The sequence below is a fragment of the bacterium genome (genome assembly GCA_030685015.1).
Taxonomy (GTDB): Bacteria; CAIWAD01; CAIWAD01; order CAIWAD01; family CAIWAD01; genus CAIWAD01.
The window spans coordinates 13972-37605 of record JAUXWS010000057.1; the positions used below are offsets into that span (position 1 = coordinate 13972).

Annotated in this window: 22 protein-coding genes; 8 read left to right on the plus strand and 14 right to left on the minus strand. The window is 70.9% G+C overall.

The window, feature by feature from the left end; all coding sequences use genetic code 11:
* Positions 1–117: 117 nt before the first annotated feature.
* From Q8O14_07385 to Q8O14_07405, 5 genes are all read right to left on the minus strand, one after another.
* A complete protein-coding gene (locus tag Q8O14_07385; GenBank protein MDP2360559.1) occupies positions 118–1002 on the minus strand; it encodes a DMT family transporter in 885 nt (294 codons plus the stop codon).
* Complete coding sequence (locus Q8O14_07390) at positions 999–1790, minus strand: alpha/beta hydrolase (GenBank protein MDP2360560.1); 792 nt, start codon at positions 1788–1790, stop codon at positions 999–1001. The genes Q8O14_07385 and Q8O14_07390 overlap by 4 nt, the downstream gene beginning before the upstream one ends.
* 10 nt (positions 1791–1800) lie before the next feature.
* Positions 1801–2259: a MauE/DoxX family redox-associated membrane protein gene (locus Q8O14_07395; GenBank protein ID MDP2360561.1), complete on the minus strand. Its 459-nt coding sequence runs from the start codon at positions 2257–2259 to the stop codon at positions 1801–1803.
* On the minus strand, positions 2256–2735 hold the full coding sequence (locus Q8O14_07400; GenBank protein MDP2360562.1) for a rhodanese-like domain-containing protein: 480 nt from the start codon (positions 2733–2735) through the stop codon (positions 2256–2258). The genes Q8O14_07395 and Q8O14_07400 overlap by 4 nt, the downstream gene beginning before the upstream one ends.
* 81 nt (positions 2736–2816) lie before the next feature.
* Positions 2817–3332 (minus strand): hypothetical protein, encoded by a 516-nt coding sequence (locus Q8O14_07405; GenBank protein MDP2360563.1) that lies wholly within the window; start codon positions 3330–3332, stop codon positions 2817–2819.
* Between the two features lie 199 nt (positions 3333–3531).
* Here Q8O14_07405 and Q8O14_07410 point away from each other — a divergent pair, with 199 nt between their 5' ends.
* On the plus strand, positions 3532–4974 hold the full coding sequence (locus Q8O14_07410) for an MATE family efflux transporter (GenBank protein ID MDP2360564.1): 1443 nt from the start codon (positions 3532–3534) through the stop codon (positions 4972–4974).
* A gap of 42 nt (positions 4975–5016) precedes the next feature.
* Here Q8O14_07410 and Q8O14_07415 read toward each other — a convergent pair whose 3' ends face one another.
* Both Q8O14_07415 and Q8O14_07420 read right to left on the minus strand, forming a co-directional pair.
* Positions 5017–5643: a response regulator gene (locus tag Q8O14_07415; protein ID MDP2360565.1), complete on the minus strand. Its 627-nt coding sequence runs from the start codon at positions 5641–5643 to the stop codon at positions 5017–5019.
* A gap of 162 nt (positions 5644–5805) precedes the next feature.
* Positions 5806–6858: a class I fructose-bisphosphate aldolase gene (locus Q8O14_07420; GenBank protein MDP2360566.1), complete on the minus strand. Its 1053-nt coding sequence runs from the start codon at positions 6856–6858 to the stop codon at positions 5806–5808.
* 238 nt (positions 6859–7096) lie between these two features.
* Here Q8O14_07420 and Q8O14_07425 point away from each other — a divergent pair, with 238 nt between their 5' ends.
* The 5 genes from Q8O14_07425 to Q8O14_07445 all read left to right on the plus strand — a co-directional run bounded on the left by Q8O14_07425 (position 7097) and on the right by Q8O14_07445 (position 13935).
* A complete protein-coding gene (locus tag Q8O14_07425) occupies positions 7097–7555 on the plus strand; it encodes a helix-turn-helix transcriptional regulator (protein ID MDP2360567.1) in 459 nt (152 codons plus the stop codon).
* Positions 7556–7631: 76 nt separating this feature from the next.
* Positions 7632–8870, plus strand: coding sequence for an efflux RND transporter periplasmic adaptor subunit (locus Q8O14_07430; protein ID MDP2360568.1), 1239 nt, complete (start codon positions 7632–7634; stop codon positions 8868–8870).
* Entirely contained in the window at positions 8867–12064 is a 3198-nt protein-coding gene (locus tag Q8O14_07435; protein ID MDP2360569.1) for an efflux RND transporter permease subunit, read from the plus strand. The genes Q8O14_07430 and Q8O14_07435 overlap by 4 nt, the downstream gene beginning before the upstream one ends.
* On the plus strand, positions 12061–13326 hold the full coding sequence (locus tag Q8O14_07440) for a TolC family protein (protein MDP2360570.1): 1266 nt from the start codon (positions 12061–12063) through the stop codon (positions 13324–13326). Before Q8O14_07435 ends, Q8O14_07440 begins: the two co-directional genes overlap by 4 nt.
* 12 nt (positions 13327–13338) lie before the next feature.
* The gene (locus Q8O14_07445) at positions 13339–13935 is read left to right on the plus strand and encodes a DUF523 domain-containing protein (GenBank protein MDP2360571.1); all 597 of its coding nucleotides are present in this window, start codon (positions 13339–13341) and stop codon (positions 13933–13935) included.
* A 100-nt stretch (positions 13936–14035) separates the two neighbouring features.
* On the opposite strand, the gene Q8O14_07450 is transcribed toward Q8O14_07445, so the two are convergent.
* Genes Q8O14_07450 through Q8O14_07480 form a run of 7 tightly spaced genes read right to left on the minus strand, consistent with a single transcriptional unit; the run spans position 14036 to position 21345 of the window.
* Positions 14036–14974, minus strand: a complete 939-nt coding sequence (locus Q8O14_07450; protein ID MDP2360572.1) for a hypothetical protein — start codon at positions 14972–14974, stop codon at positions 14036–14038.
* 10 nt (positions 14975–14984) lie between these two features.
* Complete coding sequence (locus Q8O14_07455; GenBank protein MDP2360573.1) at positions 14985–17195, minus strand: urea transporter; 2211 nt, start codon at positions 17193–17195, stop codon at positions 14985–14987.
* Positions 17192–18583, minus strand: coding sequence for an alanine racemase (locus Q8O14_07460; protein ID MDP2360574.1), 1392 nt, complete (start codon positions 18581–18583; stop codon positions 17192–17194). The genes Q8O14_07455 and Q8O14_07460 overlap by 4 nt, the downstream gene beginning before the upstream one ends.
* Complete coding sequence (locus tag Q8O14_07465) at positions 18573–19688, minus strand: ATP-grasp domain-containing protein (protein ID MDP2360575.1); 1116 nt, start codon at positions 19686–19688, stop codon at positions 18573–18575. Before Q8O14_07465 ends, Q8O14_07460 begins: the two co-directional genes overlap by 11 nt.
* Entirely contained in the window at positions 19685–19966 is a 282-nt protein-coding gene (locus Q8O14_07470; protein MDP2360576.1) for a PqqD family protein, read from the minus strand. Before Q8O14_07470 ends, Q8O14_07465 begins: the two co-directional genes overlap by 4 nt.
* Positions 19956–20390: a hypothetical protein gene (locus tag Q8O14_07475; GenBank protein MDP2360577.1), complete on the minus strand. Its 435-nt coding sequence runs from the start codon at positions 20388–20390 to the stop codon at positions 19956–19958. Before Q8O14_07475 ends, Q8O14_07470 begins: the two co-directional genes overlap by 11 nt.
* A 34-nt stretch (positions 20391–20424) precedes the next feature.
* Positions 20425–21345, minus strand: a complete 921-nt coding sequence (locus tag Q8O14_07480) for a hypothetical protein (protein ID MDP2360578.1) — start codon at positions 21343–21345, stop codon at positions 20425–20427.
* A 129-nt stretch (positions 21346–21474) separates the two neighbouring features.
* Here Q8O14_07480 and Q8O14_07485 point away from each other — a divergent pair, with 129 nt between their 5' ends.
* Positions 21475–22158: a response regulator transcription factor gene (locus Q8O14_07485; protein ID MDP2360579.1), complete on the plus strand. Its 684-nt coding sequence runs from the start codon at positions 21475–21477 to the stop codon at positions 22156–22158.
* Positions 22155–23594: a HAMP domain-containing sensor histidine kinase gene (locus tag Q8O14_07490; protein MDP2360580.1), complete on the plus strand. Its 1440-nt coding sequence runs from the start codon at positions 22155–22157 to the stop codon at positions 23592–23594. Before Q8O14_07485 ends, Q8O14_07490 begins: the two co-directional genes overlap by 4 nt.
* Positions 23595–23634: the final 40 nt, after the last annotated feature.

Below are 23634 nucleotides of genomic sequence, written 5' to 3' on the forward strand. Positions count from 1 at the left end.
CCACACAAAAACGCCGGCGGCAAGCCGGCGGTCATGGGGGCGGCTGGGGGGCAAGTCGGCCTCCATCCTAGCAGAGCATTCAGCCAATGTCAAGCAGGGTGCCGCGAGGGGCGGCGCTCAGACCGGTCCGGGCCGGGTTTCCACCGGACCGGGATCGGCCAGGCGCAGGGCCAGCAGGATGAGCCCGCCCCCCGCCCACTCCAGCGGTCCCAGGCGCTCGCCCAGGATGAGCAGGGCCATCAACGCGGCGAAAACGGGCTCGAAGCTGTAGACGAGGGCGGCCCGCTCCGGCGTGGTCTGCGGCTGGTAGCGTAGCTGCAGGCCCAGCGCCACCACCGTGCCGAACACGCTGTTGATGAAGAGCGAGACGGCCAGCTGGGCGTCGGGCCGCCAGCGCGCCTCGCCCAGCAGCAGCCAGCCCGCCGCGGAGAGGGCGGCCACCGTGGCGATCTGCCAGAAGTGGAGGGTCCACACCCGGCCGGCCACGGGCAGGCGGTCGGCCAGGATGATCTGCAGGGCGAAGAGGGCGGCGCAGAGGATGGTGAGGGCCTCCCCCAGGCCCAGGTCGAGGCGCTGCCCGCCCGTCCCCAGGCCGCTCAGCAGCGTGACGCCGCCCAGCGAGACAAGGGCGGCGCTCAGAGTCCGCAGCGAGGGGCGCCGCCGCTCCCAGCCGGCCAGCAGCAAGGGGACCATCACGATGTAGAGCGCGGTGAGGAAGCCGGAGCGGGAGGCGGTGATGCTCTGCAGGCCCAGGGTCTGCGTGAGGAAGGCGAGGAAGAGGACGGCCCCCAGCCAGAGGCCGCGCCGGCGCGTCGTCTGGTCCCCCAGGTCGATGTGGCGGCCGAAGAGGAGCAGACAGGCGGGAATGGCCAGGCCGAAGCGCAGGGTGAGGAAGAGCCAGGGGTCGGTCCCGTCCAGGCTCTCGCGCACGAGGGAGAAGGTGCTGCCCCAGATGACGCACATCAGGGCCAGGTTGAGTTCGGCCTTGAAGCGTGGGGTCACGGCCGGGCCGCGGGGGCCTGGGGCGGATCCTCGAGCAGGGCCAGCAGCCAGCGGCTCCATGCCTCGGGGTGGCTGCGCTGGCAAAGGTGGGCGCCCCCGGGCAGGATCTCGACGTGGGCCGGTCCTCCCAGCGCCGCCCCCAGTTCGTGGGCGTGGCGATCCGGCACGATGCCGTCCAGCTCGCCCTGCAGGACGGCGACGGGACAGCGCACGGCCGCCAGCTCCGCCTCGATGCTCCAGCCCTGGGCGCAGATGGCGAGCCAGTCCGCCAACCAGGCGCGCAGGGTGCGCTGCTGGTGCGGCTCATCGGGCGCGGGCGGGCCGTGTTTGGCCGTGAAGCGCTCCTGCATGTCAAGCAGGACGGGGACCATGGTGGGCTCGGTGCGGTAGTGGGCGCCGTCCACGGCCAGGGCGGCCACGCGCCGACCCCAGCGGGCGGCGGCCAGCAGGGCCAGGGTGCCGCCGTCGCTGGTGCCTTGCAGGACAAGAGGCTCCCCCGGCGCCAGCACGTCCAGCGCCTCTTCCAACTGGGCCAGATCCTCGTCAAAAAAACCGGGCGGGAAGCCAGTCGGCCGGGGATCGCTCAATCCGTAGCCGAGGCGGTCGACGCGCAGGACGCGCCAGGGCATGGGGCCGGCGACCAGCTCGGGAATGGGGGCAGGCCAGGGGTCGGACCCGTAGCCGCCCCCGCCGTCGTGCAACATCACCAGGGTGCGGCCCGCCGTGCCCAGCTCCCCCACGTGCAAGTGGCCGCCCTGCGTCCGGATGCGGTGCGACCGCCCTTCCATGTGGTCGGGCTCAGTCCCGCAGGCGGCGCGACTCGCGCCACCAGAGCCAGACGGCCATGGCCAACAGGACGAGGTTGCGCCCGACGGAGAGCGGGGTGACCTTGCCGGCCAGCACGCTCATGTAGACGCCCAGCTTGCCGAAGCAGCCGCAGTCCACCTCCAGGCCCAGGACCAGCACCCAGATGAAGAGCCCCAGGAAGCCGGCCAGGAGAATGGCCAGCCAGGCGGCGGCGCCGCGGCGCCAGGGTCCGGTGATGAGCAGGAGTCCGGCCAGACCCTCGACCCAGGGCAGGGTGATGGCCGGCACGTTGGTCCAGGCGATGGGCAGGACATGGAACTTGCGGATGGCCGCCGCGAACTCGACGGGGTTCTGGATCTTGCCGAAAGCGGCGAAGAGGAAGAGGCCCCCCAGCACCAGACGAAAGATCCAGGCGAGCGCGTCCTCCCAGCGGGGATGCCTGCCGCTCATCGCTCCACCGGCTGTCCCATGGCGTCCCATTCCGCCCAGCCGCCGGCGTAGACCCGGACTTTCTGGAAGCCCGCGTCCGCCATGAGCTTGGCCAGGTCATGGGAGGTCTCGCAGTCGGCGCCGCTGCAGTAGACCACCACCAGACTGCCCTTGGGGACCAGCAGCTTTTGCTTGCCGGTCTTGAAGTCGTCCGGCGTGATGTTGACCGCGCCGGGGATGCGCCCCTTGATGAAATCGACCGCATCCCGCGCGTCGACGAAGATCGCCAGCTCCTTGCGGTAAAGGGCGTCGGCCTCCTCGAAGCCGATCACCGCCAGCTTGACGGTGGCCACGGCCAGGGTGTCGGCCCCACCCGCCTGCTGTGTCAGCATGGGATCCGCCTTGATCGGCAGGCTGCCGGCACGCAGGGAGTTGAAGCCAAAGCCCCCCGCCAGTCCAATCAACCCGATGAGGATGAATTGCTTCCACGTGGCCACAATCGACTCCTTCCTGGTGGTTCGGATCCATTGCCATCGGAGCTTGTTGCGTCCGCGGCCTTTAGCGCGCGACGTCCTCCGTCAATCGCAGCGGATCTCCATGGCGGGACCTTTCTGGCTCGGCAAATGCCGCGTATCCAGGCGAAAGCCCCGACTCTGTCCAAAGATCTGGTTGAGCATGGGCAGCAGCATGGTGCCGGCCGGCATGCCGTTCATTCCGGTGGCCACTGGCCCAGGGAGCCGGCTTTGCAGCCGCCGCACCACCCAATAGAGTGGCGTCTTGAGCGGTGGCAGCCATACGGCCAGGGGACGCCTCCCATCCTCCCGCGGCAGGAAGCTCAGGTAGCGCGCCCGGCCCGTGGCGCCCTGCACCGTCCCCTGGAGCCGGCGGGGGTAATCCCAGGCCAGGCCAAGGCGGATTCCGCCAAACAGCACGAACCAGGCGGCGCCCGCCCACCAGTTCAGGCCAAGCCAAGCCCAAAGCAGAAGCAAGGCCAGGCCCAGCGAGGCCACGCTGTAGCGGCGGGGCCCTCCCAGCACCACGCAGCTGAGCAGCGCCAGGAGACTGAAGGGGACCAGCAAGATCAGGATCCACATGGCGGCGAATATACCACCGGCTGAGCTTTCGCCCCCACGACCGCCCCGGCCTGTTCCGAACCACGACGACAAGGGGCTTGGGCCGGGACGCGCCGCCGTTCTGCCGTCCTGTCGGACGGCCGCCCACCCAACACCATATTGGGCGAGCCCCTCCAACAAAGGATGGCGGCCCCAGGTTCCGTCAGGAGACGAGTCACCCATGCTTTCGCGCCTGACGGAGGCCATCCGTCGACCCGCCGACAGCACCATACCGGACTGGCGGCGCATCTACGGCCTGGCCTTGCCGGCCGCGGGCAGTGCCATCTTCGGCACCTTGTTCAGCATCAACGATTTTCTCTGGGCGCGGCTGCTGGGACCCTCCGCCACCTCGGCCCTCGGCCTGGTGGTGATGGTCACCATCTTCAACGCCGGCCTGATGGCCCTGGTGCAGAAGGGCACCCTCAGCATGGTGGCCCGTCTGCGCGGCATGGAGGATCCGGCCGGCCTGCGCCGCGCCGCGCTGCAAGGCTTGATCCTCGGCTTCGGCTCCTCCCTCGTCTTCGGCGCACTGGGCATCATCTTCTCGCCGCGGCTTCTGGAGGCCATGGGCGGGAGCGGCGAGGTGCTGGAACTGGCCTCCCGCTACCTGCGCCTCCTCTATGCCGGCTTCCCCCTCATGAGCCTGGCGATGGTGATCGACGGCATCTTCATCGGCCTGGGCGACACCAAGACCCCCTTCCGCCTCCAGGTGGGCGGTGTCTTCCTCAACGCCGCCCTCTCCGCCGTCGTGCTGCTTGGCCTGGGGGCGGGCATCCGCGGCATCGCCCTCGCCTCCATCTGCACGCGCGGCCTGGTGGGCGCCACCGGCGCCCTCATCCTGGCCCACCGCCTGGCTCCGGGAGCCGCCCGCGCCATGATCGCACGCCGCCGCGCCCTGCCGCGGCCCGATCTGCGGCTGTGGGGGGAGATCCTGCGCGTGGGCCTGCCGGTGGCCGCCTCCATCACCTTCTACTCGGGCATCTTCATGGCCCTCAACCGCGTCTTGTCGCAGTTCGGACAGGAGGCCTTCAGCGTGCTGGGCATCGGCATCCGCGGCAACGAGGCGGTGGGCTACATGGTGCTGGTCGGCTTCGGCGCCGCCGCCTCCACCCTGACCGGCGCCGCCATGGGCCGCGAGTCGCGCCAGGCCACGTCAGACCTGGCCGGCCATGTACGCGGCACCGTCCTGCGCGTCCTCGTGGCCGCCGCCCCGGTGGCACTCCTCTTCTCCACCCTTTGGCTGATCGTGCCCGAGCCGCTCTGCTCCATCTACACGGACGACCCGCACCTGATCGAGCTGTCCTCCGCCTACTTGAGGCTGGCCGCTTTCGCCAACCTCTTCCAGCTCCTGGAGATGGTGCTGGGCGAAGGCATGACGGGGGCCGGCATTTCCAGCTATCCCTTGATGGTGACGGTGCCGGGCAACCTGCTCCGCATTCCCCTCGCCCTCGCCCTGGTGGCCTGGACGCCCTGGGGCATCAACGCCGTGTGGGCGGCCATCCTCGTCTCGTGCATGATCAAGGGGCTGGGCATGCTGTGGATCTTCCATCGTGCCGACTGGCCGGGCCAGGCCGCCCTTCGCACCCGCGAGCTGGGCCGGAGGGTGGCGGCGGCCCGCGCCTGAGTCCGGCTCCCCCGCGTCACCGACGCTTGGGAAGCGGCCGGGTCAGTGGACGAGGTCGGCGATCCAGCGGCTCAGCTCGCGGATCTGGATCGGTTTCATGAGGAGCGGCACGCGGGCGATCTGCTCCAGCCGCCGCACGTTCTGCTCGCCGGCGAAGCCCGTCACGACCAACACCGGCTGGTCCGCCCGCCGCGCCCGGATGCGCCGCAGGGCCTCCATCCCGTCCATGCGGGGCATCATCAGATCGAGCAGGATGAGATCCCAGGCGTGGGGATCCTGCAGGAAAACCTCCACCGCCGCCAGGCCGTCCGGCATGGCCTCGACCTCGTAGCCCAGCGTGCGGATGAGATCACACATGGTGCTGCGCACCACCTCGTCGTCGTCCACCACCATGATGCGCCCCCGCCCCGGGGCCTTCTCCCGCGGCGCGACGGCGGCCTGGGGCGCCAGGGCCGGCATCGCCCTTCCCGCCGCGCCGGCGCGGAAGACGCTCCAGCCCTTCGCCTGGCATTGGCCGGCTTCGCCAGAGTCCGCCGCGGCCCGCACTACGCCGGGCGGGACGAGCCAGGCGGCGCGGCGCTGGTCGGCCAGCCGCTCCTCCAGGCGCGCCCACATCTGGCGCAGGCCGCCCTCGCTCTGGGAATCGCCGTCGGCAGTGGGCAGGGACATGGGCGCCTCGAGTTGGACCAGTTTCACACCCGTTGCAATGGCCACAAAGCGGTGTCAGGAGGATATCGGCAAGCTGCAAGGCAGGTTTTAGCCAGGGACGGATGAGCAAAGCCTCCCTGGCGGCGGTCCAGGGAGGCTGGTCTGGGCAGGCTGGGAGGAGACTCAGGCCACCGTCACCTCGGGGCAGAGATAGACATCCTGCACGGCGTGGATGATCTCGACGCCTTCCTTCATCGGCTTCTGGAAGGCCTTGCGACCCAGGATGAGGCCCATCCCGCCGCCGCGCTTGTTGATCACCGCCGTGCGCCCGGCCTGGGCCAGATCGTTCTTGCCCGACGCGCCGCCCGAGTTGATCATGCCGGCGCGGCCCATGTAGCAGTTGACCACTTGCCAGCGCACCATGTCCACCGGGTGGTCGCTGATGAGCTCGCCATACATGCGGGGGTCGCTCTTGCCGAACTTGAGGGCGGGAAAGCCGCCATTGCATTCGGGCTGCTTCTGCTTGATGATGTCCGCCTCGATGGTGACGCCCAGGTGGTTGGCCTGGCCGGTGAGGTCGGCCGCCACATGGTAGTCCTTGTCGCCCTGGGCGAAGGCCGGGTTGCGCATGTAACACCAGAGAATGGTGAAGAGCCCCTGCTCGTGGGCATAGGCGAAGGCCTCGGCCACTTCCATGATCTGGCGGTTGGACTCGGGGCTGCCGAAGTAGACGGTGGCGCCCACGCCCACGGCCCCCATGTCGATGGCCTGATCCACCTGGGCGAACATGATCTGGTCGAACTCGTTGGGATAGCTGAGCAACTGGTTGTGGTTGAGCTTCACCACGAAGGGGATGCGGTGGGCGAAGCGCCGGCTGACCATGCCCAGCACGCCCAGGGTGGAGGTGACGCCGTTGCAGCCCGCCTCCATCGCCAGTCGGACAATGTTTTCAGGATCGAAGTAGGCCGGGTTGCGGGAGAAGCTGGCACCGGCGCTATGTTCGATGCCCTGGTCCACGGGCAGGATGGACAGGTAGCCCGTGCCACCCAGCCGGCCACAATCATGCAGGCTTTGCAGGTTGCGGAGGACACGGTTGTTGCGGTTGCTGTGGGCGAGCACCTTCTCCACGTGGTCGGGACCCGGCACGATCAGCCGGCTGCGCTCCACGGTGGTGCAGGCATGCTCCAGCAGGTGGGCCGCCTCGTCGCCAAGCTGGCGCTGAATCTGTGCGATCATGGTTCATCCTCCGCCTATTGTTGCTGGAAAAAGCTAGGAATTGGTTGGCGAAGAAGACTGGTATATCCGGCAAAGCCTCCATACATTGGCCGCGTGGCCATGCGCGACAAGGGTTTCCACTGAAGGCCACCAACCACGACCGTTCTGTGACCCATTGGTCGTTTCCCATGGCGACTTTCGAATGGAGGTTGTGGACTGACCGACAACTATTCACCTGCATTAACTGATGGGGACCGCCATGCAACGCAAGAGAATCGATCCACAGGCCAGGGTGATCCACACCCAGGTCGGCAAGACACTGCGCAAGCTCATGAACGACAACGGCGACGGCAAGGGGATTGGCATCATCCGCCTGGCCAAGCAAGCCGGAATAGGCGTGGGCAGTGTCCAATCAATCCTGAATGATCCGGACCACAGCCCCAGCTTGCGCGTGCTCGACCGTCTTTCCAAGTATTTCAAGCTGAACGGCGTCTGGACCCTGGTCCGCGGCCTGGAGTACGAGGATGAGGTCAACACCTGGCTGGCCAACAACAAGCTGCCCTTCAAGCTGACCCAGGAGGACATCCTGCGCATCCAGCGGCTCTGCCGCAAGATCCAGAGCTTCGATGCCGTGTCCTTCGCCCTGGGAGCCGCCCAGGACATGACCCGCGAGGAGTTCGAGACCTTCCTGGCGCGTCTGGAGAAGGCCGCCGGCTAGCCGCGCAGGTCCCCCATTGTTCCACCCAACCAGGAACGCCGGCTCGTCCGGCGTTCTGGTTAAAAATGGACCGTCGATGAAAGACACCACCCGCAGCACCCTGGGGATCTCCGCCATCATCGTCGTCCTGGGCGTGGCCGGCTTCTTCCTGCTCATGCACCGGGGCCGGCCCGGCGAGGGGCCGCCGCGCGGCGCGCCGGCCCGCTCCGTGGACCTGCAGGTGGTGCGCTACGAGCCGCAGGCCACCACCGTCCGCGGACTGGGACGCGTCCAGAGCGCCGGCGACTTGGTGCTGGCGGCCCAGGTGGGAGGCCGCGTCCTGGCCACGGCCCACCCCCTCGGCCTCAAGCCGGGACTGGCCGTCCCCCGCGACGGCCTGCTCTGCCTCATCGACACGACGGACTACGCCCTGGAGGTGCGCCGCCTGCGCGGCCAACTGCGGCAAAGCGAGGAGCAACTGGAGCTGGCCCGCGCCGCCACGGCCCTGGCCCGCATGGACCTGGAGCGCCTGGAGGCCCTCCTCAAAGCGGACAATGCCAGTCCCCAGGCCGTCGAGCAGGCCCGTTTCACGCTGCTGGGCCGGCAGGAGAAGGAGATCGGGCTGGCCGCCCAGACCGGGCCGGAGGGCAGCGTCACCCTGGCCCTGCGCAAGGCCGAGCTGCAATTGGAGCGCTGCCGCATCACGGCGCCCTTCGACCTGGAGGTGGGCGCGGGCGACCTGGTGCCGGGGACGCTGCTGGCGCCGGGTCAGACCGTGGCCCGCGTGCTCAACCTGGCCGATCTGGAGCTGCGCGTCCCCCTGCGGGACAGCGAGGCCGCCTGGATCAGCCAAGCCCCGGCCGACCGGGAGGTGCGCCTCTCCTCCACCGAGAACAGCGGGGCGGACCAGGTCTGGCGTGGTCGGCTGGCCCAGCTTTCCGGCAGGCTGGATCCCACCCAGCAGACCCGCGAGGCCGTGGTGCACGTGCCGGGCGGCCAGGCGGGGCTGCGCGCGGGCATGCTTGTCGAGGCTGTCTTCACCGGTCGCGTGCTGGAATCCGCCCTGCGCATTCCGCGGCGGGCCCTGCGCGAGAATGACCGCGTACTCCTCTGGCGCGGCGGACGGCTGGAGATCGCCCAGGTGGAGGTGGCCTGGACAGGCCGCCACGAGGCGCTCCTGATAGGCGGCGTGGCCGAGGGCGACACCCTGGTGCTCACCGCGATCCAGGATCCCGTGCCCGGCATGCTGCTGCGCGCCAACGGAGCGCCCGCCCCTGCCGACGGTGCCGTGCCGGCAAAGGGCGAGGGTTCCGGGAAGGCCGGAGGCCGCCCGTGACCTCCCTCCTGCGCTGGGGCATCCGCAACCTGCTCACCATCAACGCCATCATCGCCCTCGTGCTGATCTTCGGCGTGATCAGCATGCGCACCATCAATCGCGAGACCTTTCCCACCGTCATCCCCGACCAGGTGGAGATCAGCGTGCCCTTCCCCGGCGCCTCGGCCCAGGAGGTGGAGGAAGGCATCATCCTCAAGCTCGAGGAGGCGATCGAAGGCATCCCCGAGATCGAGGAGGTGCGCGCCACGGCCATGGAGAACATGGCCTCCATGCTCGTCATCCTGCGCACGGGGGCCAGCGTGCAGGACCGGCTGCAGGAGCTGAAGAACGCGGTGGACGGCATCGTGGGCCTCCCGGCCGACGCCGAGCGGCCCATCGTCTCGCTCCAGCGGCGCGTCTCCCGCGTGATGACCCTGGCCCTGCATGGATCGGCGGACCGCGAAAGCCTGCGCCGCACGGCGGAGCGTCTGCGCGAGGAGCTGCAGGACCTGGACGCCGTCTCCCTGGCCAGCGTCCAGGGCGTGCCCGAGCGCCAGATCGCCATCGAGCCGCGCGAGGCGGACTTGCGCCGCCTGGGTCTCAGCTTCGACGAGATCACCAGGCGGGTGCGCGACTACAGCCTCAACCTGAGCGGCGGCAGCATCAAGACAGATGTGGAGGAGCTGCGCCTGCGCGTCTACGGACGCCGCTACGAGGCCGCCCAGTACGCCGACATCCCCCTGCGCGTGCTGCCCTCCGGCGCCATCATCCGCCTGGGCGACGCGGCCGACGTGCGCGAGGACTGGGAGGACCGGCCCGACGCCCTGTGGTACCAAGGCAAAACCGCCGTCACCATCCTGGTCGAGAAGACGAACGACGAGGACAGCATCACCATCGTCAAGGCGGTCAAGCAGTGGCTGGCGGAGGCCACGAACCAGCTGCCCGGGGACCTGGAGCTGACCATCGTGCGCGACACGACCATCGGCCTGCGCCAGCGCATCCAGCTCCTGGCGACCAACGGCCTGCAGGGGCTCTTCCTCGTCCTCTTCACCCTCACCCTCTTCCTCAACCTGCGCCTCGCCGCCTGGGTGGCCCTGGGCATCCCCGTGGCCTATGCCGGCATGTTCTTCCTCATGGGTTTCACCCCGGCCACGATCAACGTCATGTCCCTCTTCGGCATGATCCTCGTGCTGGGCATGCTGGTGGACGACGGGATCGTGGTGGCCGAGAACATCTACACCATGACCGAACAGGGCGTGCCGCCCCACGAGGCGGCCATCCGCGGCACGCGCGAGGTCATTCCGGCCGTGGTCGCCTCCATCTCCACCACGGTGATCGCCTTCATCCCCTTCTTCTTCATGGAGGGGCGGATGGGCATGTTCATCTGGCAGATGGCCCTCATGGTGATCCTCGCCCTCGCCTTCAGCCTGCTCGAGTGCATCTTCCTGCTGCCGCCCCACCTGGCCCACAGCCGCGCCCTGCGCGCCAACCACAAGCCGGTCGGAGCCCTGCGCCGCCGGATCAACGGCTGGATCGATCTGGTCATCCGCCGCTGGTTCTCGCGCAGCCTGGCCGCCATCCTGCGCGTCCACTGGGTGACGGTGAGCATCGGCTCAAGCGCGCTGCTGCTCTCCATCGGCATGCTGACCAGCGGCCGCCTGCCCTTCCAGTTCTTCCCGCGCATCGACCAGGACGACGTCATCCTCGAGCTGCGCATGGCGGCCGGCACCCGCGAGCGCCGCACGCTGGAGGTCTTGCAGGAACTGGAGCAGGTCGCCCTGGGCATGGAGGAGTGGCTGCAGGCCGCCCAGCCGGACGGCCAGCGCGTGCTGCAGTCCATGACGGTCGAGTTGGGGCCGCAGAGCGAGCAGGGGCGCGTCACCCTGCGCCTGCTCGATTCCGAGGTGCGGGCCATGGCCAGCCAGGATGTCGTGCGCGAATGGCGCCGCCGCCTGCCTCCCGTGCCCGACGCGGAGGACCTGACAGCCGGGCAGTCCGGCCGCAGTTTCGGCCAGCCCGTCAACCTCCGCATCTCGGGGGCCGACCCCGCGGAGCTGGACCGGGCGACGGAATGGCTCAAGGCGCGCCTCAAGCAGCTGCCCGCCCTCACCGACATCAAGGACAACCGCAGCCTGGGCAAGCGCGAGCTGCGCCTGCGCATGAAGCCCCAGGGCGAGGCCTTGGGCCTGACGCTGAGCGAGGCGGCCCGCCAGGTGCGCCAGGCCTTCTATGGACAAGAGATCCTCCGCTACCAGCGTGGCAAGGACGAGATCAAGGTCTGGGCCAGGCTGGGGGCGGCCGACCGGGCCAGCGTGGAGCAGCTGCGCGACATCCGCCTGCGCACCCCCAGCGGGGCGCTGGTGCCCTTCGGCGAGGCGGTGGATTTCGAGATCGGACCCTCGCTGCAGGAGATCCGCCACGTCAACGGCCGCCGCGTCATCGAGGTGAGCGCCGACGTGGATGAGAAATCCCCGGGGGCCGCCTCCGTGCAGGCGGATCTGCGGGCCCTGGTCCTGCCTGAACTGGCGCGCGCCCATCCCACCATCCGCAGCGCCTGGGGCGGCGAGCAGGAGCAGCAGGCCATGTCCAGCGCCAGCATGAGGCGCACCTTCCCCATGGCCCTCCTCGGCATCGCCTTCATCCTCATCGCCACCTTCGGCAGCCTGGTGCAGATGGGCATCGTCCTGGCCATGATCCCCCTGGGCCTGGTGGGGGCCATCTTGGGCCACCTGCTGCTGGGCAAGCCCCTCTCCATCCTCTCCGTCTACGGACTGGTGGGATTGGCCGGCATCATCGTCAACGCCTCGGTCGTTTTCGTGGACCGCATCAACCGCGAGCTGGAACTGGGCAACTCCGTCCGCGACGCCGTCTACCAGGCCGGCCTCAAGCGCATCCGGCCCATCCTGCTCACCACGGCGACAACGGTGGCGGGCATGATGCCCATCATCCTGCAGACCAGCCGCCAGGCCCAGTTCCTCATCCCCATGGCCATCTCCATCGCCTTCGGCCTGCTCTTCGGCACCATCTTCACCCTCTACATCATCCCCTCGCTTTACATGGTCACCAACGACCTGCGCCGGCTGGGGGCCTACTTCGTCAACCGGCTGGCGGGACGCTTCGTGATGGGAGAGCCGCAGGAGCCGGGCTCCTGGTGGCCCACGGCCGAATCGCTCGAACCGGCCGTGATCCGAGCCCGACAGGAGACACAGCCATGATGAGCCTGCGCCATTGGCCGGCCGTCCTGGTCCTGGCCCTGCTGCCGGCCGTCCGCGCCGCCGCCCCTCCCCTCGACCTGGCCGGGGCGGAGCGGGAGCTGCTGGCCGGCCATCCCCGGGCCCTGGCCGCCGCGGAGGAGCTGGCCCGCGCCCGCAGCGCGGCCTGGGCCGGCTGGTCGGGCCTGCTGCCGCGGGCGGACCTGAGCAGCAACTGGACCCGCTACGAGGCGGTGCCCGCCGGCGGTGTCTGGCGCGAAGACGACGAGACGCAGCGCCATGTCCTGGCCCTCAGCCAGCCCCTCTTCGCCGGAGGCCGCCTGGCCGCGGGCGCGGCGGCTGGCAGCGCCGGCCTCAAGGCGGCCCGCGAGCGGCACCGCGCCGCCCTGGCGCAACTGGTCTACGATCTGCGCGCCGCCTGGGTGGACTGGCTGGCCGCCCGTGAGCTGCTGCAGATCGCCCAGGCGGGGGAGGAATTCGCCCAACGCCAGCTGCAGCGGGCCCTCCAGCAGGAGGAGCAGGGCGTGGCCAGCCGCATCGACCGCCTCTTCATCGAGAACTCGCTGGCCCTGGCCGGCTTGCAGCGCGAGGACGCCCTGACGACGGAGCTGACGGCGCGTCTCCGCCTGGAGGCGCTCCTGAGGACGGAGCTCTCCTCCGAGGCGGAGCTGGAGGACCTGGCCCGGCTCCTGGCCGGCCTCGGCGCCCCCCCGGCGGAGGCGGGGGAGGCTTCGCCCGAGCTGGCCTCCCTGCGCTGGGACATGCGCCAGGCCGCCTGGCAGGGCGTGGCGACGGCCGGGTCGCTCTGGCCCACGCTCAGCGCCGGGCTGACCTGGAGCAACGAGGGGAGCGATCCCTTCACCTACGACAGCCGCCACACGACGCGCACGGTGGGTCTCAGCCTCAGCTGGAACATCTTCCGCGGCGGCGCCAACAGCCTGGCCAGCCTGGGCGCACTGGCCACGGCCCGCCGGGCGCGGCACCTGCTCGACGCGGGCGAGCTGGGCCTGCACGTGGAACAGGAGACGCTGGGCCGCCAGGAGGAGGCGCAGCGGCGCAAGCTGGAGCTGGCGGAGCGCTCCCGGGCCATCTCCCGGGAGAACCTGGGCCTGCTGGAGCAGAAGTACGGACTGGGGATGGTGCCGGTGACGGACCTGCTGCAGGGCGAGCAGAACCTGCGCGGCGCCCACGGCGGGCTGGTCCAGGCCCAGTCCGCCCTGCTCAAGGCGCACTGGTCGCGAGAACGCCTGGCGGGACGCTGGTAGGGATCGACAACCATGACGCAGAGAACCTTCTTCAGCCCCCCGATCCCGGCAACACCTCCCAAGGTCCTGGTCAGCCGCTGCCTGACCGGGGAGCGCTGCCGCCACGACGGCGCGGCGCGCCCGGCCGCCGCCCTGGAGCTGTTGCCCCGCCATTGGCTGCTGCTCGACCTCTGCCCGGAGAGCGACCTGGGCATGGGCGTGCCGCGTCCGCCCATCGGCCTGCTCACGGAGGGGGGTCGCCTGCGCCTGGTGGAGCGCAACGGCGGGCGTGATTGGACGGAGGAGATGGAGTCCTGGTGCGCTCTCCTGGCGCGCGTCCTGGTGGCGGACGGGGTGGCGGGGGCCGTGCTCAAGGCGCGCTCGCCCAGCTGCGGCCTGGGGGACGCCGATCTCTTCTCCAGCCGCGCCCTGATGGCCTGGCCCGGCCCGCCCGAGGCGGCCCTGCGCCGGGACGCGGATGGCCTGTTGACCCTGGCCCTGCGCGCCCACGACGGCGGCCTGCCCCTCATCGGCGATGAGAGCCTGGCCGGGGAAGCGGCCCGCGCCCGTTTCATCGAAGCCGTGGAGAGGCGGCACCGCGCCGCTGCCCCGACCCAGCCCTGGTTTTGAGGCCTCCGTCTTGCCTGCGCGGACGGCCCGACGGACCGTTCCGCCCGCCGCCGGTCCCCCGCCCTGGTCATCCTCCCGAGTCCGACCGCCCGACCCGGCCTCAGCGGATGAGCGTGACGGGCAGGCTGTGGCCTCCCGCCCGCACCACGTAGGGACCGCTGGGGGCCGGGCGTCCCCGCTGGTCCAGGCCGTCCCAGATCAGCTCCAATGGACCGGCGCCGCCGAGGGGAAGCCGCCGCACCTGCTCCCCTGCCAAGTTGTGGATCGTGAGCGCCTCCGGCAGCGGCCCCAGGTCCAGGCGGATGCGACAGGCCGGATTGAAGGGATTGGGCCAGGCGCTGAGGGCGGACGAGCGGGGAAGGAGACCGGGATCCAGCGTGGCCGGATTCGCCCCCCAGCACACCAACTGGGCCAGGCCCGTCGACCAGTACCAGTTGAGCAGGATCTCCTCGCTGGCATCGCCCTCGATGTTGCCCGTCCAGGGTCCGGAGAGATAGCCCGCCCCTGTCTGTTCGGCCAGCACCACCGCCCCGGTGGCCAGGCGGCGCACGGTCCAGGTGCTTGTCCAGGTGCTGCCATTCCAGGAGTGCCAGCTCCAGGCCAGCTCCAGCTGGCCGTCCCCGTCGAAGTCGCCGATACCGCCCTCCGTGATGTTCCCGGGCAGCAGGGCCGTGCTCCAGGCCGGGGCGGCCGCCCCGTTCTGATAGATGAAGAGACGGGCCTGCTGATCCGTGGCATTCTGCTGGCGGAAGACGCACCAGCCGTCCCGCTGCAGCCACAACTGGAAAGTGGTGCTGGCGGTGGGGGCGGGATCCTCCACGGTCCAGACCAGGGTGTAGGCATCCGCCCCGTCGAAGAACCAGCAGCCGGTGCCGTCCTCCTGGATCAGCTCGCGGACGCCGTCGCCGTCCAGGTCGGGCCAGGACCAGCTCACCACCACGTCGTTCTCCACCACCGCCCACTTCTGGACGATCTGCGCCTGGGTCGACCCGGCCAGGCCCAGAAGCAGGCCAAGGAGGGACACGATTGAAAGGTTCATGATGCCTCGCTCAGCTATCCTGCAGATGGAAGTCGGCCACCGGCGCGCCGCTCCCGGTGGTGACGCGGAAACGGACCAGGCCGCGGTGCGCCTCGGCGCTGAACTCGCCCAGCAGCACGGCGCGGCCTCCCGCCTCCACGCGTGAACGTGCCGCCAGCCCAGGGAGCGGGTCGTCGACCCGGCGGAAGTCAGTGGTCAGCAGGCCGTCGCTCTCCAAGGAGAGCAGGCGACGCCAGCCCCGGGCCAGACCGAAGGAGCGGAGGTCGCAGGTGGCATGCAGCTCCTCGGGACCCCGGCAGGGCAGGCAGGAGGCCAGCAGCAGCAGCAGGTCGACCAGACTGTCGCGGCCGCACAGGCGGCGGCGCTCCGGATCGCCCTCCGGCAGGGGCAGCAGTTGGACCCAGCCCGGCCACCAAGCCACCTGGGCCGTGCTGTCGCCGTCGTCCAGGATGAGCCGCCCTCCACCTCCAGCCCGCAGCGTCAGCTCCCCGGTGCGTTCGGGTCCGCCCTTGCCCATGCGGCAGGTCCAGCGCCAGCTTCGTCCCGGCACGGCCAGCGGGAAGAAGGCGCTCCAGTCGGGCCAGTCCAGGTCGGCCAGCGCCGCCACGCGCATGCCCTGCCGCGGGCGGCCCAGCGGATGGAAGAGGGGCGGCGCCCCGTCGCGCAGCTCCACCCAGGATCCGAAACGGGCGGGCAGGCTGCGCGAGGCGAGCCAGGGACCCTCGTTCAATTGAAGGTGCAGGTGCGGCTCCGGGCTGCGGCCGCTGTTGCCCAGCTGGGCCAGCTCCTGGCCCCGGGCCACGCGCTGTCCGGGCAGGACGCGCAGGCTGCCGGCGCGCAGGTGCGCCAGGAGGCTGGCCGTGCCGCCATCGTGGCCGATCATCACCCAATTGCCCCAGGGATTGGCCGTGTCGGCGGCATGGACCGGGTTGTCGGGCAGGCTGCCCTCCACGGCGATGACCCTCCCCTCCGCCGGCGCCTTCACGGGGCAACCCCAGCCGTGGAACTGGTCCACCTCGCTTCCGGGCCAGTCGGCGGCCCTGCCCTCGGCGTCCAGCAGCATGAGATCCCAGGCCTCGGCGCCGGGCAGCGTGTTGTGCGTCAGCTCGCCGCCCGGCCCCTGGGTGACGGTCCAGATGCCGAGGAGGGGCAGGCTGAGCACGGGGGCCGGCACGAGGCGGTCGCGCTTCCAGCGCTCGAAGGCGCGCAGGTTGTCCTCGGCCCGGCCCACCAGCTCCAGCGGCGGAGCCCAGATGTCGAGCCGCTCGCAGTCGAGGCCGCCCTGCCGCAGGGGGAGGAGGAAGAGCCAGACGGTCAGGGTGAAGGGGAGGGCGAGCACGGGCAGGCCCAGCACGGCCAGCGGCGTGTGGAGTCCGATGGCGACCAGCATGGTGGCCGCCACCGCCAGGGCCGCGTAGACCAGGCTGCGCGGGCTGAGGGCCAGGAAGAGGCCGCAGAGCGCGCCGGCGGTCAGGATGGCGTTGAAAGCCACGAGGCCGAACGCGGCCTGTTGGATGGCGCCGCCGGCCAGGACCTGCAACAGGACGGTGCCCAGGACGCCGCCCAACACCATGGCCAGGGCCGTGATGCGGGAGCCCAGCAGCAGGCCGGTCAGGACCAGCAGGCCGCCCGTCAGGGAGGGCAGGAACAGCAGGGAGCCAAAACTGCGCAGGTATTGCTGGACGAGCAGGGGCAGCCACCGACCCAGCTCCGCCTCCGCCTGGTCCAATCCAGGCAGCAGCGGCTGCAACTCGGGCCAGGGCAGCGGTCCGTGGTGGAGCACGACGGCGCCGGCCAGTCCGGCGAAGGTGGCCAGCACGAAGGGCATGGCCAGGACGGGCAGGCCGCGCCGCGCCAGCAGGGGGCCCAGCACTGTGACGAGCAGGGCGGCCAGGGCCGCGATGAAAGGCACCAGCAGCAGGGAGCCGGCCCCCGCCGGCAGATAGGTGGCGAGGGCGGCGCCGCTGAGCAGCCCGGCGCCGTGATGGAGGCCCAGCCGGTGCCAGGGGGAGTCCGGCGCCAGGAGACGTCCACAGGCGGCCGCCGTCGCCAGGCCCAGCAGGCCGAATCCGGCGTGGCGTGGACTGCCCGCCAGGGCCAGCAGGAAGAAGAGGCCGCTGCGCCGCCGGGAGGTGAAGAGCACGCCGCCCACGGTGCCCAGCAGCTCATCGGCCAGACGGAAAGGCAGGGGTCGCGGCGGCGGGGCGCCTGGCTCCCTCATGGGCGGGATGTCCCGTCCTGCAAGTGCGGTGGCAGCTGGTCCAGCTGCCGCCAGTAGGCGGGAGTCTCCGCCTGGCGCACGAGATGGCGGCCGCCGCGGGGATCCACCAGGACCACCGCCGGCCGGCCATGGATGAACTGCAGGCTCTGGCTGAGGTTGTAGGCCCCGATATGGCGCACCACGAGCAGGTCCCCGGGTCGCAGGGCGGGCAGGGGCACGCCCTTGCGCAGGACGTCGATCTGCATGCAGAGGTTGCCCAGCAGGGTGGTGTCCTCGAGGATCATCGAGCCCTGGCTGCCGACGGGGAGGATGTCATAGCGGTACCAGGCCGTGCTCGAGAGCAGATTGACTCCGGCGTCCACCACCAGGGCGCGGCTGCCGTCCCCCAGCCGGCGCTCCGAGACGACGCGCACCAGCAGGTGCATGGCCTCGTCCACCAGGGCGCGACCCGTCTCGAAGAAGAGCTCGGGCAGCTCCTCCCCGGGCTCCAGCGGCAGGGTGGCCAGCACGGGGCAGATCGCCTCGGCGTACTGCTGCAGGCTGGGACAGGTCACCTCGCCGCCCTGGTAGGCCCAGTGCAGGGTGTTGCGCGTGGCGAAGCCGCCCCCCATGTCCCACCAGCGCAGGCGGGCCCCGGTGAAGCGCCTCACCCAGACGGCCAGCTCCACCAGCCGTCCAGCGGCTCGCCGGTAGAGGTCCACGTTGTCCACGTAAGTGCCGATGTGCGTGTGGAGCCCGGCCAGTTCCAACTCGGCGCTGTCGGCCAGGCGGCGCGCCGCCTCGTGGGCCTGGCCCGATTCCAGGTTGAAGCCGAAACGGTCCCAGTGCTGGGCATCCAGCTGCATGTTGACGCGGATGGCCACGGGCAGCCGGTCCCGGCCTGCCGGCAGGCCGACCTCGCGCACCAGGGCCTCCAGGCGGGGGATCTCCTCCAGGTGGTCGAGGTGGATCCTGGCTCCGCCGGCGATGGCGGCGCGCAGGGAATCGTCGTCCTTGTCCGGTCCGTTGTAGATGATGCGGTCGGCGGGGACATCCAGCTCCCGCGCCAGGCGGAACTCATGGCCGGAGACGACCTCCGCCCAAGAGCCCTCCTGCTGCATGATGCGACAGACCGCGCCCAGGTAGTTGGTCTTGTAGGACCAGGCCAGCCGCACCCGGGGATAGCGCGTCTCGAAGGCGCGGCGGAACTGCTGGACCTTGCGGCGCAGGGCGCTCTCGGAGAGCAGGTAGAGGGGCGTGCCGAAGTCCCGGGCCAGCCCGGCCAGCGGAACCCCGTCCAGCTCCTCCATCACCCGGAGGGTGGGCAGCTTGCCAAACTTGTTCTGCAGGCCGGCCTGGTGGCGGATCAACACGGGTTTCTCGTAGAGGCGGCGGGCTTCAGCGCTCATCGGTCGGCTCCCCGGCAGGGCGATGCACGGCGCGGCCGGAGATGCTCAGGCGCTCCAGCACGTCCAGATCACAAATGACGTCCACGGCGGCGCGGCTGTAGATGACCCCGCTGCGGGCGGGCGCCAGCGGCTCGCAGCGGCCCTCGAGGGCGAGACGGGCCAGGGCGGCTGGCAGGTTCTGCCCGGCCCCCGCGCAGAGGTAGCACCAGGCCGGAAAACGCGGATTGATCTCGATCAGGGCCAGCTCATCGTTCTCCTCCGCGCAGAGGATCTCCAGCTCGCAGGGGCCGCGCCAGCGCAGGGCGCCTATCATCCGGCGCGCCAGGTCCAGCAGGCGCGGCTCGCCCACCGTGACGCCGGACCAGGCCTTGCCCTTGTCCGTCACGCCCAGCTTGCGCATGGGCACGGCGCCGATCAGGCCGCCCGCCCCGTCCCCCAGGCAGCAGATGTTGTACTCGAAGCCGGGCAGGCCCCGCTGGGCGATGACAGGCAGGCCCCAGCGGGCGGCGATCTCGATGAAGGCCGCTTCCGCCTGCTCGAGGACCCAGGCCTTGCGCGCCTCGTAGAAAACGCCCTTGATGTAGACCGGCTCCCGTCCGCCGGGATCGCAGAGATCCTCCCAGACCTCGCGCAGTCCCTCCAGGCTGTGCACCACCTCGGTGGGCGGCACGGCGAAGCCATGCTGCCGGCAAAACTCGGCCAGGCGCGACTTGGCGCGCATGGCGAGGCCCTGCTCGTCGGGCAGCAGACAGCGCACGCCCAGCTCCTCCAGCTCCGGCTGCAGGGTCAGGTAGAGCTCCATCTCGCTGTCCAGGGTGGGCAGGACCAGATCGAGCGGACCGTCGGCCCGCACCTGGCGCAGCTGGCCCATCAGGGCGTCGGACCCGCGGCGGGGGAAGGGCACGAGGTAGACCTCGTCGAAGAGCGACCCGCTGTAGACGCCGGCATCCATGGGATCGTAGGCGAGGCCGACGAGGCGCCCGCGGTGCCCGGCCTCCCGCAGGCTGCGCGCCACGGCGATGCCCGGCGCCGGATTGTCCGCCGCGTTGAGGCCGCTGACGGCGATGCCGGCCCGGCGCCAGTCGGCGATGGGCTGCGGTCTCATGCCGCCGCCTCCTGCTTGTCGCGCGGCAGGACGCGGTGGCGGCGCAGGGCCTGGACGAACTCGTCGAGATCGGTCGCCGCCTGGTCGGGGGCGACCTCCCAGGACTCGACCAGGGCGCGCAGGATGTCCGCCCGCGTCCGGCCCTGGATGAGGCGATCGAGGATGAAGGCGCCCGTGCCATTGGTGCTGAAGCTCAGTCCGCTGTGGTGATCGAAGAGGAAGCCCTGCGGATTGAGATGAAGGTGGGCCAGCGCGCCGGCCGCCCCGTCACTTGCCATGGGTCTGGGCCTTTCCCGCCCCCGCCGAGGCCGCCAGGCTGCCGTAGAGATAGAGCATCTGGTTCTCGAGGTGGTAGCCGTTCTTGTGGCACCATTCGCAGGGGCCGGCGCATTGGGCGGCGGCCACGCGCTTCTCCCAAAGGGCCACCTCCACCCCGCCGCCCGTCAGGCGGTCCGCCACCTGGAAGGCGTGCTCGAAGCGGCCGGCGGGCACCTGGAGGACCTGGTGGCTTCCATCAGCCAGCACGTTCTGGGTGCCGTAAGGGTAGAAGGAGATCCCCAGCCAGGCGGCCTTGTCCGTCCTTCCCGACACGAAGACCTTCTCCGGCTTCTGTCCCTTGGCGTCCAGTTTGAGGGTCATCCCCAGTTCCTGGGCCGTGGCGGCCTGGACCACCAGCAGCAGTCCCAGCAGCACTGCTTTCATGTCCGTCTCCCCCCTTGCCCTTGGCCATCCCCGTTCATGGCACGACGGCCCAGATCTGGCGGCTCCACCTCGTCCCCAGATAAAGCCAGCGGCTCTCGTGATCCTCCACCCGCTCCCAGCCGGTGGCGGCGGACAGGCTCCAGCCCGCCCCCATCTTGAAGTCCAGGCCCACGCCGATGGCCGCCCGCAAGGGGCGCGGCCCATCGTGCACGACCAGGCGCTCCACGTCGTACCAGTGGTCCAGCCGGCCGGCCAGCAGGCTGGCATGGAGACCCAGCCGACCAGCGCCCACCACGGCCGCTCCCCGCGCCAGGCCGGCGAGCTTGAGGCCCTCTTCCGACCGCGTGGCCAGCAGGGCGATCCGTCCGCTGCCGGCGCCGAGCGGACGTCGCAGGTTCAACTCGGCGACGTGGATGCGGCCCCCCTCCGCCTCGCGGTGGGCCGGCCGCAGCCGGGCCAGGCGGATGCCCAAGACGAGCGGACGCCCGGTGGCGGGATGCGGGGACCAGGACAGCCCTCCCCCGACCAGCCAGCCGTGGCGGCTCTCCTCCCTGGCCCGTCCGGCCTCGGTCCAGGCCAGGCGCGTCGAGCTGCCGTGCCCCAGCGCCTCCACGCCCCAGCCCGGTGTGACAGCGCGGGTCAGCCACAGCGTGCGCTGCAGGCCGCGGTACTCCCAGCCATCCTCCTCCAGCCAGGCGGCGCTGCCCTCCTGGCGGAGGCGTTGGTCCGTCCAGCCCGCGGCGGCCAGCCAGCGCTCCCCGGCCCCCGCGCTGCCGAAGAGGGAAGAGCTGAAGGCCTTGGCGCGCTGGAAGCGGAAGGGGTCCTCGTCGGCGTAGCGGGCCGCCTCCAGACCGCCCCCCAGCGTGAGCCAGCGGTGTTCCATCGCCGCCCTGGCCCGGCCGCCGGAAAGGACAAGCAGGAGAAGCAGCGCCACCGACCATGACCAGACTCCCATCACATCTCCCCTCTTCGCCGCGGAAACTGTCATCTTGGCGCCGCCGCCGTGTGGCAACAATGTGACAAGTCCCCGCCGCCGGGGGAGCCGGGCGCATTCCACCAAACGAACGACAGGGGAGATGATTGCATGTCCGCCGCCCGCATCCTGATCGTCGAGGATGATCCCCACGTCCGCGACCTCATCCATCGCGCCCTGGAGGACGAGGGGCTGTCCTGCGCGGTGTGCGGCGACCTGCGTTCCGCCTTGCAGTCCCTGCACGCCGGATTGCCCGACCTCCTTGTCCTGGACCGCATCCTGCCCGGCGGCGACGGCATCCGCATCCTGCACAAGGTGCGGGAGATCGGCTCCCTGCCCGTCCTCATGCTGACCAGCCTCAAGAGCGAGGACGACAAGGTGGAGGGGTTGGAGGCCGGCGCCGACGATTACCTGGGCAAGCCCTTCTCGCTGCGGGAGCTTAGCGCCCGCGTCCACGCCCTCCTCCGCCGCAGCCGCGCGCAACCGGGCACGAACCTGAGCCTGGGCGCCCTCAGCCTGGACAGCGACGGCCGCCAGGCCCGCCGCCACGGCCAGCCACTGGACCTGAGCCCCCTGGAGGTGCGGGTCCTGCGCATCCTGCTCCTTAACCAGGGCCGGGTCCTGGGCCGCGACGAACTGATCGAGCAGGCCTGGGGCGTGGACTACGAGGGTTACGACCGCGCCGTGGACACGCTCATCGTCCGCCTGCGCCGCAAGATGGCCGGTCCCGGCATGCCCCAAGTGCGCACGGTGCGGGGCCGTGGCTATTCCCTGACCCTGGACGAGGACTCGTGAGCCGCCCGCGGCGCCTGCCCGTCAGTCTGGCCGCCCGCTTCGGCCTGCTGCTGCTCCTCCTGCTCTGCCTGCAGGCCCTCCTCACCGGCCTGCTCGTCTCCCGCTGGATCCGCGCCCGCGACCTGGCCCTGCACCAGGTGGAGCTGCGCGAACAGGCCGGCCTCATCCTGCCCGCGGTGGAGGACAGCCTGCGGGCCTGGGCCGGGATGGGCCCCCTCATCAGCCGGCGGGCCGAACTGCGCCACCGCATGCAGCTCAGCCTGGGACGGCCCCAGGTGATGAGCCTGGTCTGGCTGGACGCCGGGGGCAACCTGGCGGCGGCCGGCTTCCTGGCGGAGGATCCCCGCCTGGGCGAACTCAAGGAGCTGGCCCTGGCCGGACTATCCCCCGCCGCCCTCGAGCGCTGGGCCGCCGCGCGGGAGCTGGCCCTGGTGGCGCGCCCCGCCGCCGAGGGCTGGCTGCTGCTGGCCGGGTCGCGGGGAGGCGGCCTCTGGCGGTCCGGCGGACAGGGGCTGCTCATCGCCATCCTGGCGGTTTCGGCCGCCATCGCCGGCCTGGCCGCCTGGCTGCTGGCCCGTCCTCTCCTGAGACGCCTGGGCCAGTTCCATGCCGCCTTCATCCGCCTGGGCCGGGGGGAGATGGACAGCCGCCTGCCGACGGGACGCGACGACGAACTGGGCGGGTTGGCGCGGGAGTTCAACCGGATGGCGGCCCGCCTTGAGGACCTGACCGCCGAGCTGGAGAAAGGAGACCGCCGCCGCCGGCAGCTGGTCAGCGAGGTCAGCCATGAGTTGGGCGCCCCCCTGACCACGATCATGGGCAACCTGGATCTCCTCCTGCGGCAGCCATTGCCAGACGAGACCCGCCGCGCCATCCAGCTGTGCATGGCCCAGGCCCGGCGGCTGGACGCCCTCGTCACCGACCTGCTCGACCTGGCCCGGCTCGACGAGGCCGGCCTTCACCTGCAGCGGCGACCGCTCGATCTGGCCGACCTGGTGGACGGCGAGATCGCCGCCGTCGAGCTGGCCTGCCTGGACCGGGGCATCGCCCTGGAGTGGAGGCGTCCCGCCACGCCGGCCCTGGTCCTGGCCGACGAGTCCCGCCTGGCGCAGGTGCTGCGCAACCTGCTGCGCAATGCCGTCAACCAGTTGGCGGCCGGGCCGGAGGGCGAGGCCCGCCTTGCCGTGCGCCTTGAGACAGCTGAGGATCAGGTCCGTCTGGAGGTGGAGGACAACGGCCCCGGCATCCACCCGGCGGACCTGGCTTACATCTTCGATCGCTACCACCGGCCCCACAGCAGCCGCGGCGAGGGCAGCGGCCTGGGCCTATGCATCAGCCGGCGCCTGGCGGAACTGCATGATGGCGCGCTGGAAGGGCTCTCCCGGGGAGTGAGCCAGGGCGCCGTCTTCGTGCTGACACTGCCCCGCGCCCATTGATCAGAAGGCCTGCCCTCTGAAGGTCCGCCCGCGGACGGCG

What these genes read in the sequence shown, in the direction of transcription:
- Q8O14_07460 (MDP2360574.1), bottom strand. Translation starts at nt 18,583, where the DNA reads ATGAGCGCTGAAGCCCGCCGCCTCTACGAGAAACCCGTGTTGATCCGC.
- Q8O14_07475 (MDP2360577.1), bottom strand. Translation starts at nt 20,390, where the DNA reads ATGAAAGCAGTGCTGCTGGGACTGCTGCTGGTGGTCCAGGCCGCCACG.
- Q8O14_07485 (MDP2360579.1), top strand. Translation starts at nt 21,475, where the DNA reads ATGTCCGCCGCCCGCATCCTGATCGTCGAGGATGATCCCCACGTCCGC.
- Q8O14_07470 (MDP2360576.1), bottom strand. Translation starts at nt 19,966, where the DNA reads ATGGCAAGTGACGGGGCGGCCGGCGCGCTGGCCCACCTTCATCTCAAT.
- Q8O14_07455 (MDP2360573.1), bottom strand. Translation starts at nt 17,195, where the DNA reads ATGAGGGAGCCAGGCGCCCCGCCGCCGCGACCCCTGCCTTTCCGTCTG.
- Q8O14_07390 (MDP2360560.1), bottom strand. Translation starts at nt 1,790, where the DNA reads ATGGAAGGGCGGTCGCACCGCATCCGGACGCAGGGCGGCCACTTGCAC.
- Q8O14_07395 (MDP2360561.1), bottom strand. Translation starts at nt 2,259, where the DNA reads ATGAGCGGCAGGCATCCCCGCTGGGAGGACGCGCTCGCCTGGATCTTT.
- Q8O14_07410 (MDP2360564.1), top strand. Translation starts at nt 3,532, where the DNA reads ATGCTTTCGCGCCTGACGGAGGCCATCCGTCGACCCGCCGACAGCACC.
- Q8O14_07465 (MDP2360575.1), bottom strand. Translation starts at nt 19,688, where the DNA reads ATGAGACCGCAGCCCATCGCCGACTGGCGCCGGGCCGGCATCGCCGTC.
- Q8O14_07405 (MDP2360563.1), bottom strand. Translation starts at nt 3,332, where the DNA reads ATGTGGATCCTGATCTTGCTGGTCCCCTTCAGTCTCCTGGCGCTGCTC.
- Q8O14_07450 (MDP2360572.1), bottom strand. Translation starts at nt 14,974, where the DNA reads ATGAACCTTTCAATCGTGTCCCTCCTTGGCCTGCTTCTGGGCCTGGCC.
- Q8O14_07445 (MDP2360571.1), top strand. Translation starts at nt 13,339, where the DNA reads ATGACGCAGAGAACCTTCTTCAGCCCCCCGATCCCGGCAACACCTCCC.
- Q8O14_07440 (MDP2360570.1), top strand. Translation starts at nt 12,061, where the DNA reads ATGATGAGCCTGCGCCATTGGCCGGCCGTCCTGGTCCTGGCCCTGCTG.
- Q8O14_07425 (MDP2360567.1), top strand. Translation starts at nt 7,097, where the DNA reads ATGCAACGCAAGAGAATCGATCCACAGGCCAGGGTGATCCACACCCAG.
- Q8O14_07420 (MDP2360566.1), bottom strand. Translation starts at nt 6,858, where the DNA reads ATGATCGCACAGATTCAGCGCCAGCTTGGCGACGAGGCGGCCCACCTG.
- Q8O14_07430 (MDP2360568.1), top strand. Translation starts at nt 7,632, where the DNA reads ATGAAAGACACCACCCGCAGCACCCTGGGGATCTCCGCCATCATCGTC.
- Q8O14_07415 (MDP2360565.1), bottom strand. Translation starts at nt 5,643, where the DNA reads ATGTCCCTGCCCACTGCCGACGGCGATTCCCAGAGCGAGGGCGGCCTG.
- Q8O14_07480 (MDP2360578.1), bottom strand. Translation starts at nt 21,345, where the DNA reads ATGGGAGTCTGGTCATGGTCGGTGGCGCTGCTTCTCCTGCTTGTCCTT.